This is a genomic window from Rivihabitans pingtungensis, assembly GCF_003201855.1.
Lineage (GTDB): Bacteria > Pseudomonadota > Gammaproteobacteria > Burkholderiales > Aquaspirillaceae > Rivihabitans > Rivihabitans pingtungensis.
In genome coordinates this window covers 39,253-51,642 of sequence record NZ_QJKI01000020.1, presented here as the reverse complement: position 1 = coordinate 51,642, position 12,390 = coordinate 39,253, and the positions used below count along the sequence as shown (strand labels likewise).

At 59.5% G+C, this 12,390-nt stretch carries 9 protein-coding genes and 1 other RNA gene; 6 read left to right on the top strand and 4 right to left on the bottom strand.

The features are described from left to right. Nucleotides 1–126: 126 nt before the first annotated feature. A complete protein-coding gene (locus tag DFR34_RS12980) occupies nt 127–882 on the top strand; it encodes a competence/damage-inducible protein A (protein WP_110391587.1) in 756 nt (251 codons plus the stop codon). 211 nt (nt 883–1,093) lie between these two features. Here DFR34_RS12980 and DFR34_RS12975 read toward each other — a convergent pair whose 3' ends face one another. After that, nucleotides 1,094–2,044 (bottom strand): TerC family protein, encoded by a 951-nt coding sequence (locus DFR34_RS12975; RefSeq protein WP_110391586.1) that lies wholly within the window; start codon nt 2,042–2,044, stop codon nt 1,094–1,096. Between the two features lie 244 nt (nt 2,045–2,288). Here DFR34_RS12975 and DFR34_RS12970 point away from each other — a divergent pair, with 244 nt between their 5' ends. The 4 genes from DFR34_RS12970 to ssrA all read left to right on the top strand — a co-directional run bounded on the left by DFR34_RS12970 (nt 2,289) and on the right by ssrA (nt 5,898). After that, entirely contained in the window at nt 2,289–3,116 is an 828-nt protein-coding gene (locus tag DFR34_RS12970) for an SDR family NAD(P)-dependent oxidoreductase (RefSeq protein WP_110391585.1), read from the top strand. A gap of 197 nt (nt 3,117–3,313) precedes the next feature. Beyond that, entirely contained in the window at nt 3,314–4,843 is a 1,530-nt protein-coding gene (ilvA, locus tag DFR34_RS12965) for a threonine ammonia-lyase, biosynthetic (RefSeq protein WP_245906891.1), read from the top strand. Beyond that, entirely contained in the window at nt 4,840–5,502 is a 663-nt protein-coding gene (locus DFR34_RS12960; RefSeq protein ID WP_110391583.1) for an HAD family hydrolase, read from the top strand. Before ilvA ends, DFR34_RS12960 begins: the two co-directional genes overlap by 4 nt. 33 nt (nt 5,503–5,535) lie before the next feature. Further along, nucleotides 5,536–5,898: a transfer-messenger RNA gene (gene ssrA, locus DFR34_RS12955) on the top strand. A 250-nt stretch (nt 5,899–6,148) separates the two neighbouring features. On the opposite strand, the gene DFR34_RS12950 is transcribed toward ssrA, so the two are convergent. The 3 genes from DFR34_RS12950 to DFR34_RS12940 form a co-directional block, all read right to left on the bottom strand. After that, the gene (locus DFR34_RS12950; RefSeq protein ID WP_110391582.1) at nt 6,149–6,961 is read right to left on the bottom strand and encodes an HvfC/BufC N-terminal domain-containing protein; all 813 of its coding nucleotides are present in this window, start codon (nt 6,959–6,961) and stop codon (nt 6,149–6,151) included. Then, entirely contained in the window at nt 6,936–7,874 is a 939-nt protein-coding gene (gene bufB, locus DFR34_RS12945; RefSeq protein WP_110391581.1) for an MNIO family bufferin maturase, read from the bottom strand. Before bufB ends, DFR34_RS12950 begins: the two co-directional genes overlap by 26 nt. Nucleotides 7,875–7,964: 90 nt before the next feature. Beyond that, a complete protein-coding gene (locus tag DFR34_RS12940) occupies nt 7,965–10,022 on the bottom strand; it encodes a ferritin-like domain-containing protein (RefSeq protein WP_110391580.1) in 2,058 nt (685 codons plus the stop codon). Between the two features lie 485 nt (nt 10,023–10,507). On the opposite strand from DFR34_RS12940, the gene DFR34_RS12935 reads away from it, so the two are divergent. After that, a complete protein-coding gene (locus DFR34_RS12935) occupies nt 10,508–12,277 on the top strand; it encodes a DUF262 domain-containing protein (protein ID WP_110391579.1) in 1,770 nt (589 codons plus the stop codon). The last annotated feature ends 113 nt before the right edge of the window (nt 12,278–12,390 follow it).

The following is a 12,390-nucleotide window of genomic DNA, read 5'->3' as shown; positions in this document are numbered from 1 at the left end:
CCAAAACGGATGGCGCGTATCTTATCGAAACCGGGCCTGCGCCGCCATGCGCTTTTGCACCCGGACGCCCGGCGGATTATCCTTTTGCCATCCGGTTTTTTTGACTCACTCACGATCGAACTCCTCATGGACATTGGCGCTTTCATCATTGGTGACGAACTGCTTTCGGGCAAACGTCAGGACAAACACCTGCCCAAACTCATCGAACTGCTGGCCGCGCGTGGGCTCAAACTGGCCTGGGCACAGTATCTGGGCGACAACCCGGCGCGCTTGCTGGCGGCGCTGCGCCACAGCCTGGCCAGTGGCGATCTGGTGTTCAGCTTTGGCGGCATTGGCGCCACGCCGGACGACCACACCCGCGCCTGCGCCGCCGCCGCGCTGGACGTGCCATTGGCCATCCACCCGGAAGGCCGGCTGCTGGTGGAAGGCCGCTTTGGCGAGGAAGCCTACCCGCACCGCATCAATATGGTGAACATCCCGGAGGGCAGCCGGCTGATTCCCAACCCGGTGAACCAGATGCCGGGCTTTAGCGTGCACGATCACCACTTTGTGCCTGGCTTTCCCAGCATGGCCTGGCCGATGGTCGAATGGGTGCTGGACACGCAATACCGCCATTTGTTCGCCCCTGGCGCCGATATCGAGCTGACGGTGATGGCCGAACACGCCCGCGAAGGTGATTTGATCGACCTGATGCAGCAGCTGGTGGCCGAACACCCGGCCGCCCGGCTTTCCAGCCTGCCCAGCTTTGGCACCGACACTCTGCCGCCGCATATCGAGTTTGGCTTCACCGGCCAGCCCGACGCCGCGCGCGCTGCCATGGCGGCGCTGACCGCCGGTTTGCAGGCCAAAGGTTATGTACTGCGCGAGGTGCGCCAGCGTTAAGCGTTGCTCACAAAACGCTTCTGGCATCGTTACGCGGCCTTGCCGTTTTATGTACTGTCTGCGGCTGCACGCCTGGCCAGAGCTGCTTCGCTGGGTTTTGTGAACGGCTCTACGCGCAGCCAGACACCGCTCAGCCCTGAGACACAAATGCATCGCGCCGCCCGGAGATGGGGCGGCGCGATGCTGGCGCACTGCTCAGCGGGCAAACCGCTCAGCTTTTACGCGTCACCAGCAGCGAAGCGACAATCGACGCGGTCAGCAGGCCAAACACCACGCCCAGCGACACCGCCACCGGCATGTGGAACACGTCCAGCAGCAGCATCTTCATGCCGATGAAGGTCAGCACGGCGGCCAGGCCGTATTTCAGCAGGTGGAAGCGGTCCGCCACATCAGCCAGCAGGAAGTACAAGGCGCGCAGACCCAGAATGGCGAAGATGTTCGAGGTCATGACGATGAACGGATCCTGAGTCACCGAGAAGATGGCCGGGATGCTGTCCACGGCAAACACCAGGTCGGTCAGCTCAATCATCACCAACACCAAAAACAGCGGCGTGGCCCACAAGATGCCATTGCGACGAACAAAGAATTTTTCTTCGTGGAATTCATCCGTCACCCGCAGGTGGCGACGCAGCCATTTCAGCACCGGGTTATTGGTCAGATCCTGTTGTTCTTCTTTTTCCGGCAACATCATTTTCAGGCCGGTGAACACCAGGAAGGCGCCAAACAGATACAGCACCCAAGAGAACTTGGCCACCAATGCCGCGCCGATGAAAATCATCACCGCCCGCATGATGATGGCGCCGACCACGCCATACACCAGCACCCGGCGCTGATAAATATCCGGCACCTTGAAAAACCCGAACAGCAGCAGGAACACAAAAATATTGTCCACCGCCAGCGATTTTTCAATCAGATAGCCGGTCATGAATTCCAGCGCTTTCTGATTGGCCAGCGCCTGGCGGGCGGCCTCGTCCAGGCCGGAGCCGACGTCGCCGCGAATGTGCCACCACAGCCAGGCGTTGAACAGCATGGCAATGGCAAACCACACCGCCGACCAGCCCAGCGCCTCACGCACGCTGACCTTGTGATTGCCGGCGCGGTTGAGCGCAAACATGTCAATCAACACCATCACCAGCACGGCGGCAAAAAAGCCAGCGTACATCAGTGGGCTGCCTACGGAACTCAGTCCAGTTTCCAAATGTGATCTCCTGTATGGTAAAAACCGGCAAAACTGCGGGGAAAACCGGCACAATCGCTGGCTTTGCCCTACATTCTGCCCGCCGCGTTTGACATCACGGCATGCATGACCGGCCGCAACTGGCAGAGGTTCCCGAAAAAATTCAGGGCTGGCGCATGCGTGCTCACCGCCATGCGGCAGCCTGGCATCACCACAAGGTATAGCACTCATGCACAGCATCTTGATCACCGGTTGTTCTTCCGGCATTGGCCATACCGTCGCCCACGGCCTGGCGCGTGAAGGCTGGCGGGTGTTCGCCAGCGCCCGCGCCGAGGCCGATGTGGCGCGGTTGCGCGCCGAGGGCCTCAGCGACGCGCTGCAACTGGATGTGGATGACTCGGTCTCGATCGAGCGCGCGCTGGCCCAGGTGCTGGCCGCCACTGGCGGTACGCTGGATGCGCTGTTCAACAACGCCGGCTTTGGCCAGCCCGGCGCCGCCGAAGACATCTCGCGCGCGGCGCTGCGCGCCCAGTTTGAAACCAATCTGTTTGGCGCCTGGGAGCTCACCGCCCGCGTGCTGCCGGTGATGCGCGCGCAAGGCCACGGCCGCGTGCTGTTTAATTCTTCCGTGCTGGGGTTTGCCGCCATGCGCTGGCGCGGTGCCTACAACGCCAGCAAATACGCCATGGAAGGCCTGGCCGACACCCTGCGGCTGGAGCTGGCCGGCAGCAATGTCCATGTCAGCCTGATTGAGCCCGGCCCGATCACCAGCCGCTTTCGGCCCAACGCCCTGGCCAAATTCCGCGCCCATGTGGACTGGACGCTCAGCGTGCACACCGAGGTGTACCGCGCGCAGATCGAACGCATGGAAAAACCCGGCCCGGCCGCACCGTTCACCCTGCCGGCCGAAGCGGTGCTGGACGCCGTGCGCCGCGCGCTCAACGCCCGCCGCCCAGCCGCCCGTTATCGGGTGACTTTTCCAACCCATCTGTTCTGGTGGCTCAAACGCTTGCTGCCCACCCGCTGGCTGGATGCGGTGCTGACGCGGGCGGCGTAACCCTTGCCGGCTCGCTGTCCATCGTTCGGCAGCCATGTCCTGACCTGAGCAAGTCAGCCGCCCCCACTGCACCACACGCCATCGGCAGTGCGACATTTTGTTGCACTGCGGCACTGCCCGTCGTTGCACTTTCCTGCTAATCTTGACGTCATTGCTGACTTTGCCGCTTTGATGCGACGCCTGCCCTGACTGCCGACATGCAACACGACTACCTCGAACGCATCCTCACCTCCCGCGTCTACGACGTGGCCATCGAAACCCCGCTGGACCCGGCCCCCGGCCTGTCGCGCCGCTTGAACAACACCATTTTGCTCAAGCGCGAAGACTTGCAGCCGGTGTTCTCGTTCAAGCTGCGCGGCGCCTACAACAAAATGGCCAAGCTCACCCCCGAGCAACGCCAGCGCGGGGTGATTGCCGCCTCGGCCGGCAACCACGCCCAGGGCGTGGCGCTGTCGGCGCAACGGCTGGGCTGCGAAGCCACCATCGTCATGCCGGTGACCACCCCGCAGGTGAAAATCGACGGCGTGTCGCGGCGCGGCGGCAAGGTGGTGCTGCATGGCGATTCGTACAGCGACGCCTACCTGCACGCCAAAAAGCTGGAAGCCGAAAACGGCATGACCTTTATCCATCCGTATGACGACCCGGACGTGATCGCCGGCCAGGGCACCATCGGCATGGAAATCCTGCGCCAGCACCCCGATCCGATCCACGCCGTGTTTGTCGCCATCGGCGGCGGCGGCCTGGCTGCCGGCGTGGCCGCGTACATCAAGCGCCTGAAGCCGGAAATCAAAGTCATTGGCGTGCAGACGGTGGATTCTGACGCCATGCACCGCTCGATTGCCGCCGGCCATCGGGTGGAGCTGAAAGACGTGGGCCTGTTTGCCGACGGCATCGCGGTGAAGCTGGTGGGCGAAGAAACCTTCCGCCTGTGCCGCGAGCTGCTGGACGAAGTGATCCTGGTGGACACCGACCAGATCTGCGCCGCGCTGAAAGACGTGTTTGAAGACACCCGCGCCGTGCTGGAGCCGGCCGGCGCCGCCGCCGTGGCGGGCCTTAAGCTGTACGCCCAGCGCGAGCAGCTCAGCGGCCAGACGCTGATCGCCGTGGCCTGTGGCGCCAATATGAATTTTGACCGCCTGCGCCACGTCGCCGAGCGCGCCGAGCTGGGCGAGCAGCGCGAGGCGATTCTGGCGGTCACCCTGCCCGAGCAACCGGGCAGCTTTAAAAAATTCTGTTCGCTGGTGGGCAGCCGCAACATCACCGAATTCAACTACCGTTACGCCGACGCGCGCACCGCCCATGTGTTTGTCGGCGTGCAAATCCAGCGCCGCCAGGACGTGACCGGCATGCTCAAGGACCTGGCCGACAGCGGCTTGCAGGCGCTGGACCTCACCGACAACGAGCTGGCCAAGCTGCATATCCGCCATCTGGTCGGCGGCCATGCGCCGCAGTTGCGCAACGAACGGGCGATTCGTTTTGAATTCCCCGAGCGCCCCGGCGCGCTGATGCGCTTTTTGACCGCCATGCACACCGACTGGAACATCAGCCTGTTCCACTACCGCAACCACGGCGCCGACTACGGCCGCGTGCTGGTGGGTGTGCAAGTGCCGGACGGCGACCGCGACGCCTTTGCCGCTTTCCTGGACGAGCTGGGCTACCCGTGGGTTGACGAAACCGACAACCCGGCCTACCAGCTGTTTTTGGGCAACGCGCCGGAGGCGGCATGATCCGCGCGGTGTTGTTCGATCTGGACGGCACGCTGGCCGACACCGCCCGCGACCTGGGCTGGGCGCTGAACGCGCTGCTGGCCGAACACGGCCTGCCGCCGCAGCCGTATGAGGCCATGCGCCCGATCGCCTCGCACGGCGCGCGCGGGCTGATTCGCCTGGGCTTTGGCCTGGACCGCGACGACAGCCGCTTTGAGGGCCTGCGCCAGCGCTTTCTGGACCTGTACGACACCCATTACGCCGACGACACCGTGCTGTTTGACGGCGTGCCCGAGCTGATCGACGGCCTGGCGCGAGCCGGCTACGGCTGGGGCATTGTCACCAACAAGCCGATGCGCTTTACCGACAAGCTGGTGCCCCGGCTGGGCTTTCCCTGCCCGCCGGCAGTGGTGGTCAGCGGCGACACGGTGGGCGTGCCCAAGCCCGACCCCAAACCCATGCTGCACGCCGCCGCCGGTCTGAAACTGCCGCCCGAGCACTGCATGTACGTCGGCGACGCCGAGCGCGACATCGAGGCCGGCCGCGTCACCGGCATGCGCACCGTGCTGGCCGACTATGGCTATATTGCCGACAGCGACACGCCAGACAGCTGGGGGGCGGATTTGCGCATTGCCCATCCGCGACAATTACTGGACTACCTGCCCACGCTTGCGCTATAGTGGAGTATCTGAATTCGTTTTCAGACCATCATCGGGGGCGACATGGCTTCGACGGGGGTTGCAAAGCGGATGAGGGCATACCGGGATCTCAGACCCCCGTAAAACACTGAATTTATATATTCGCAAACGACGAATCTTACGCTCTGGCCGCTTAATTGCGCCAGACTCTGCACTATCTCGCCCATTGGGTAGGTCGGGTCAAACCGGCAGCAGAGTCATTTAGATGGGATCGTGCCGATTCGGGTTACTTGGGTCGGAGCTAAAATTTAGGTGACTCGCCAATGCGCAGCCTGTCGGTCGGCGGCGCAACGGTTAAATCCAATTGGCCAGACTAAGTATGTAGAACTCACCGTAGAGGATTTCCGGACGCGGGTTCGATCCCCGCCGCCTCCACCAATCGCTAAAAAAGCCTGGATACCCTCCGGGCTTTTTTGCTTTCTGCACTGGCGGGTTTTGGGCATAAATTTTATCTAAACGCCGAAACTCCAGATCACATTGCTGCCCCCCACTCTTGCATGATTTTATGGCAGTGTTGGCGAGGAATTTCGTCATGCCCAGCGGGCTGAGATCCACCTTGCAGCCGATGGCTGGGTCGTGGCTTTTGCCAAAGCAGGTAACGGCCGGCACGTGTTCCACCGCGATCTTGCTAGCCCATTTGCGCTGGCGTCAACAAGCCCACATCCGCCGCCTGATGCGGCCACAGCGCCTGCTCGCCGCTCAAGGCGGCCGCCGGCGCTGTGTGATCTGGCTGACAGGTGCACAAAAACTGGTATTGCCAGTCTTGCAGCGCCAGCACCTGCACCCGCCAGTGCTGGCGGGTGAGCGCCAGCCAGCATGGGGCCAGCGCTGGCGCGGGCGGCGGCGGCGCGTTGGGCTGCTGTTGCAGCGTCTGCCAATAGGGCGCCAGCGGCAGCGGCAAGGCCAATAGCCGCACGCACGGCGCCAGCCGCCAGGCGCGCGCATCCAGCCCGCGCCACCAATCGGCCATGTCCAAGGCGGCATGCTCCAGCCCCGGCGCGCGCAGGCACTCCACATAGGCGCGCTCCAGCCGGGCCAGCGCCACCGGCAAGGCCAGCTCGGCGTGAGGTTCGGCGCTGGGCGGCTGGCTGGCGGCCAAAAAATCGGCAAACCGCGCGCCCAGATCGTAAAGCGTGGTCGAGCGCGACGGGCAGTGATGCAAATAACGACGGGCAAAAAAATCAAATACCTCGTCCCCCATCACCCGCGCCAGCAGCGGAAAATCCGCCCGCAGGCAGGCCAGCAGCCGGGCCAGATAACCCCCGGCGTACACCGCCACCCGCGCGCGCGCGTCGCCGCGCGGCGGCGGCATGATCATGTCTTCCAGCGTCAGGCCCTGCGCCTGCGCGGCCAGCGCCAGCCCGGCCTCGGCGCCCTGGCTGGCGGTCATCACGGTGAGCAGCCAGCGCTGGCTGTCAAGCAGGGTCGGCGAGGGGTTCATGGCGGCTCATCTGATGGTCAAGCGGGGTGGACAACGCAGCGGCGCCGGCGGGCAGGCGCACCGGCGCCGGGCAATCCGGCATCTGGCCGCGCAACACCTGGCGCGCCTTGTCCAGCTCGGCCAACAGCACCGGGTAGTCGGGGAGATTGGCGTCCCACTCCAGCAGGGTGGACACCGCGCCGCCGCACAGCTGTTGCGCCAGCGCGTACAGCGCCCAGGCCGGGCGGTGCACCGGCTGGTCGTGGGTGTCCAGCAAATAGTCGCCGCAGTCGGTGGGGCCGGCCAGATGAATCTGGGCGATATGGTCGTGCGGCAGTTGGCGGATATAGTGCTCGGCGTCAAAACCATGATTGAACGCCGACACGTAAACATTATTCACGTCCAGCAAGAGCGCGCAGCCGGTTTCCTCCACCAGTTGGGCCAGAAACGCCCATTCCGGCAGGGTGGAATGACGAAACTGCACATAGCTGCTGGGGTTTTCCAGCACCAGCGGCCGCCCCAAAAAATCCTGCACCGCCAGCACCCGCTGGCGCACATGGGCAAATGTGGCGGGGTTTAGCGGCAAGGGCAGTAAATCATGCGAATTCACCGTCAGTGCGCCGGTCCAGCACAAATGGTCGGAAACCCACGCCGGGCGCACTTCGTCGGCCAGCGCGCGCAGCTTGTGCAGGTAGGCCATGTTCAGCGGGTCGCTGCTGCCGATGGACAGCGACACGCCGTGCATGACAATCGGCGTGTGCTCGCGCAGGCGCAACAGCGCGTCGTGGCTGTAGCCGTGGTGGTCGATGTAGTTCTCGCTGATGATCTCGAACCAATCCACCCTGGGGCCGTGGGCCAGGATGTCAGCCAGATGGACATTGCGCAGGCCTACGCCAAAGCCCAGATCGGGCAGGCCCAGCCGGGGATGGGGCATGGTGTTTCCTTATAGGCTGGCGCGGCCGGCGGAACACCGACCGCTCACAACATTCAGCCCAACCCGCCAGGCGGGTTGGGCGAACGGCGCTTAGGTGGACGGCGGCAAAGCCAGACGCAAATCGGTCGGCTTGGGTTTTTCGCCCGGCGTTTGCTGGCGGGCGGCCAGCACGCGGCTGTAGGCTTCCCAGGCTTTGTCGTACACCGCTTCACCAAAGGCGAAGGGCAGCGGCTCGGCCAATGGCTGGCTGGTGTAGCCGCCCTCCGGATTGGCGACAAAATCAAACACCTTCATTTGCAAATCGCTGCCCTTGTCCGGGAACAACTGCGAAGCCGAAATCGGCACCGCGCAGCCGCCAAAGCCGCCGCACTTATTGTCGCTGGGCGCGCTGTAATACACCTGTTCCGTCGGCGGAGTGGGCGCGCCGCAGCCATTGCTGCTGCAACCATTGGGCTGGCTGTCTTGGCGCGGCGAGCTGGCGCGCAGCGCCGAGCACGAGCCGCCGCCCTTGTCGGCGTCCTGCACAAAACCGCAGCCGCCCTGGGCGTGGCAGCCGTTGGAGCCGCGACAGGTATGGTAAATCTCGATGGCGGCGCACTGCTGGGTGGGGTCGGGGTGGCTCAGATCCAGCCCCTGGCAGGCGTGATACAAGGTGTTTTTGTCCGGCTGGCCAATGCCCTGTGACAAATCCGGCGCCTGGCCAAATACCGCCCAGCACAGCGCCATGCGGTCGCCCGAGCCGGACATCGACGGATACGGGAAGCTGACTTGCGGTTTGCTCCAGTAGTTGTTCAGCACCGTGGTCACCCCGGCGATGGCGCCCACCGCCACCTTGGAGAACACGGTTTTGTCTCCCTCTTTCAGGCGATTCAGCGCGCCGGCGACATCTTCCGGGCTGGGGATATTGCTGGGCGCCGTGGCCGGGTTGTAGTCGGCGTTGGTCAGCAGCGCTTGCGTCCAGACATGGTTCTGCTCGTGCCATTGCGCCCAGGTGAGGATGTCCTTGAGCTGAGGACGCAGCGATTCAAAGCGCTCGTAATGGCTTTCCGGGGCGTACGTGGCGCGCGCCTCGGCGTCGGCCGACGGCGCTGGCTGACCTGCGCCATCGTAAGACGGGTAATCCGCTTCCAGCGCCGCGCGGTCTTCGCGGTAGGGCTTGGCCACGTTTTTGAGCGCGCGTGCGCGCAAATGGCGGCGGTAGGCGTGCAGCCGCTGGCTGATGTCGTGGCCTTCGCCCTGGTCGGTGATCGCCACCATGATGTCCAGCGCAGTGTCCAGCCCCAGCTCGGCGTCGGCCAGCGCCGCCTCGCTCAGCAGGGTGGGACAGTGCGGGTATTCTTTTTGCGGATGACCCTTGCCGGTGGCGTTGAACAAATCGCGCTGCACAGGCGCCTGGCCGCTGGCCTGCTGCGCGGCGCGCATCTTGGCCCACAGCGTTTGCCCATCCTGATACTCCAGCGTCAGATAGCGCGCCAAGCATTCATACATATGGCCAATGGTGCCAAACATCGGCAGCGCATCGCCGGCCTGCCAGTTGGCGAACGGCGCCTGCGGGAAATACTTGCCCGTGCCCAGTTCATCGCGCGCCTGTTTTTCTGGCTGCTCGATGGCGCACATGAGATCAATCTGGTTGTCGTTCAACGCCTCCAGATTCACCCGGGTGTGCTGATAGCGAGTGGTGTCCTTGAGGTCGACAATATGCGGAATCACCGATTTGTCCGGGCCATAACAGGTCCAGCCCCGATCGGCGTTCATCAGCGCCGAGGTGGTGAAGTCCGGCTGCACCCCCAGCGCGGTGGCGATATTACTGGCCATCTGCAAGTGCAGCATTTCTTGAATGAACACGCTGAACATCAGATTGAAGGCTTTTTCCGACGCCGTCTCCGGCTTGGCGCTGGGCGCCGCGCCCGGCCACTGGCGGCCCTGGTAATACTGGATGCCCTGGCTGTTGATCTGGTGCGTGCCCTGAATCGAATACATGGTGCTCATGTACAGCGGAATGGTGAACAGCTCCACGCTGACCGCCGCCTGAACAATGGCGGCGGCGGCGGCCTGGTCGGTGGCGAACAAAGCCGGATCGCGCCCGGTGAGGGGCGGCGGCGGAGCAAGGGTCAAGTCCAGCTCAACAGCGGTTTCGATGATTTCCATAAGGGCTCCAGCAGGGGCAGGGTGACACACCACGCCCGCACACCGTGCGGACGCATCGTGAGCGCACTCTAGAGCCCGAAGGCGTGATGGGAGAATTACATGGGCTTACACTGGTGGGGGGCGGCGGAAGGGTGACGGTGGGGTTGGTGGGTGGTGTATAATCGGATACCATGTTTGATGGGTGTATGGCATGATGGGGTGGTGCCTGCAGTAGAAGAGAATCCGGCTCTCTATCAAAAACCAAGTGCAACACTGACCACTAGGCTAGAGAAATCCGGTTACATGGACACACCCTGGTGTATTTGGAGTGGTGGGGCGTAAAGAAGTTAGAAAGTTTTTTTGAGGCGGATAGTTTAAATAATATTAAGGTGCTGACAAGAACGTAAAATGCCTTTTTAAATAAATTTGCAATGTAAAAACACAACTAGATAAGACGTTTATTTTTGTAACTACAGATCAGTCTATCAGCTGCTTAGGAGAAACACGTGCTAGATTTTTTTAAGGTTGTCGAAGGAAAAATTTTTATTATCCCCGACTATCAGAGAGAATACTCTTGGGAAAAGCCTCAGTGGGAAATGTTTTTTAAAGATGTCTCGCAAATTAAAGATCAGCAGCATTTAATGGGGTCGATTTTAACATCAAGATATAAAAAAGAGCTTCCTTTGAAGGAGCGAGCAGAGTTTCCTGCCTATAGCAATAAATTAGAGTTCGTCGAATTCATCGAAGATGATGGTACGGCATTGAACTTATATGAACTGATAGATGGCCAGCAACGGTTGACGACTATGTTGATATGTCTAGCAGCAATTAAATCTAGGCTATTGGCCAACCAAAACCAAAAATATGTATCAATAATTGCAAAAATTGACAAGGCGTTGCATACAAAAATTCGGACAGAAGGAGATGTGCTCCAGGTTTTGAAGGTTAACCCCATCATCTTTTGCCGAAAAGATTTTGGGAGCCTAATTGGTTTAACCAATTCAGCGTCAAAAAATAGAAGCAAAAGCTTGTCTGGGACAAGAAAATCTATTCTGCTAATGAATAAAGCATTTGATTTTTTCTACGAAAACTTTTCAAGCGCGGATGTAGCAGAAGATTTTTTTATTAAGTTAACAACCAGAGTGAAGTTTTGGTTTCAGGATCTGGAATCGGCGGAGCAGGCTAACATTATATTTGAATGCCAAAACAATCGAGGGACCCCGCTGACAAATCTCGATAAAGTAAAAAACAATCTGATCTACAGGCTTTCTCTCGTAAAAGACGGCCCTGATAAAAACAGTGTCTTAGATTCTGTAAATAAGGCCTGGAGTAGTATTTTTAAAATGCTAGCAGATCGCAACATATACGATACAAATGTAGAAAATGAAATTTTAGTAGATGCCATTACTTTGATTTACAAGGAAGGAATTACACAAAACGAGTCTTTTCAATATCTATCTAAAAAGCTGGATGAGGAAGGTGAATCTGCTGACCCGCAGAAAATGCTTTGTGTCGTCCAGGACTTTGTTACAAAACTTAGTGATATTGCAAAGGCTCATATTAACTTTGCTTGCCCGCTTTATTCTGATGGAGATTATGTTTTGCCATTGATTGAGCTCAAGCTAACATATGCAGAAATTTTTAGGCCGCTGTTACTTGCCTGTATGCTTCGCATGCAAACCTCTCAAGAGCTGCTGGAAGTCTTTGAAACAGCCAGAGATGCTGCTTTTTGGGTATACGGGGCATCAGCCAGAAGAACAAACTATAAGACATCTTTACATGATCGCACGGCAAGAGATATTTACACCCAAGGTAGAGCCACAAGCTCTACTATTGAATATTTGAAAGACTTCATTTCTTCTGGGATTGATAGAAAACGTATTGCCTATGATAGGGTGCCTGAATCCCTTGTTTATGCCTATGAGGCAAAAAATAAAAACAATGAAGAGCGATTTAAGTTTTTGACCTCTTACAACTATGTTCGTATCTTTAAAGAAGAGGATTATGCCAACCTACCTGCTATTAAAGGCATTACAGAAGAACGGGAGCGAAAGGAAAAGTTGGCGGATTTATATGAGCGCGCAAGTAACTACGCTCCCTCTCCCAAATCAAAATCTAGAACAAAGAGAGAATATTTATCAGAAGCCGCCATTCGAAAAGCCATGGATGAATCGCTAAAGCAAAAAGACTTGCAGTCTCTAAACGCTTATTCAGATGAGTTAGAAGCCTCAGCAAAAAGATATTTTAGGGCGAAATCATACGGGCTAAAAAATTAGAATGCAAACAAGGCTGCCTCCAGATCAATGCTACGTGCCGTATCCTGGAACAAGCCGTTGGCGTTTTGATTTCTGCCGGGACTTGACACGTAGCAAAGCACGCCCGAACGCCT

Coding starts and splice junctions, on each gene's coding strand:
- DFR34_RS12980 (WP_110391587.1), top strand. CDS start 127: ATGGACATTGGCGCTTTCATCATTGGTGACGAACTGCTTTCGGGCAAA.
- DFR34_RS12975 (WP_110391586.1), bottom strand. CDS start 2,044: ATGTACGCTGGCTTTTTTGCCGCCGTGCTGGTGATGGTGTTGATTGAC.
- DFR34_RS12970 (WP_110391585.1), top strand. CDS start 2,289: ATGCACAGCATCTTGATCACCGGTTGTTCTTCCGGCATTGGCCATACC.
- ilvA (WP_245906891.1), top strand. CDS start 3,314: ATGCAACACGACTACCTCGAACGCATCCTCACCTCCCGCGTCTACGAC.
- DFR34_RS12960 (WP_110391583.1), top strand. CDS start 4,840: ATGATCCGCGCGGTGTTGTTCGATCTGGACGGCACGCTGGCCGACACC.
- DFR34_RS12950 (WP_110391582.1), bottom strand. CDS start 6,961: ATGAACCCCTCGCCGACCCTGCTTGACAGCCAGCGCTGGCTGCTCACC.
- bufB (WP_110391581.1), bottom strand. CDS start 7,874: ATGCCCCATCCCCGGCTGGGCCTGCCCGATCTGGGCTTTGGCGTAGGC.
- DFR34_RS12940 (WP_110391580.1), bottom strand. CDS start 10,022: ATGGAAATCATCGAAACCGCTGTTGAGCTGGACTTGACCCTTGCTCCG.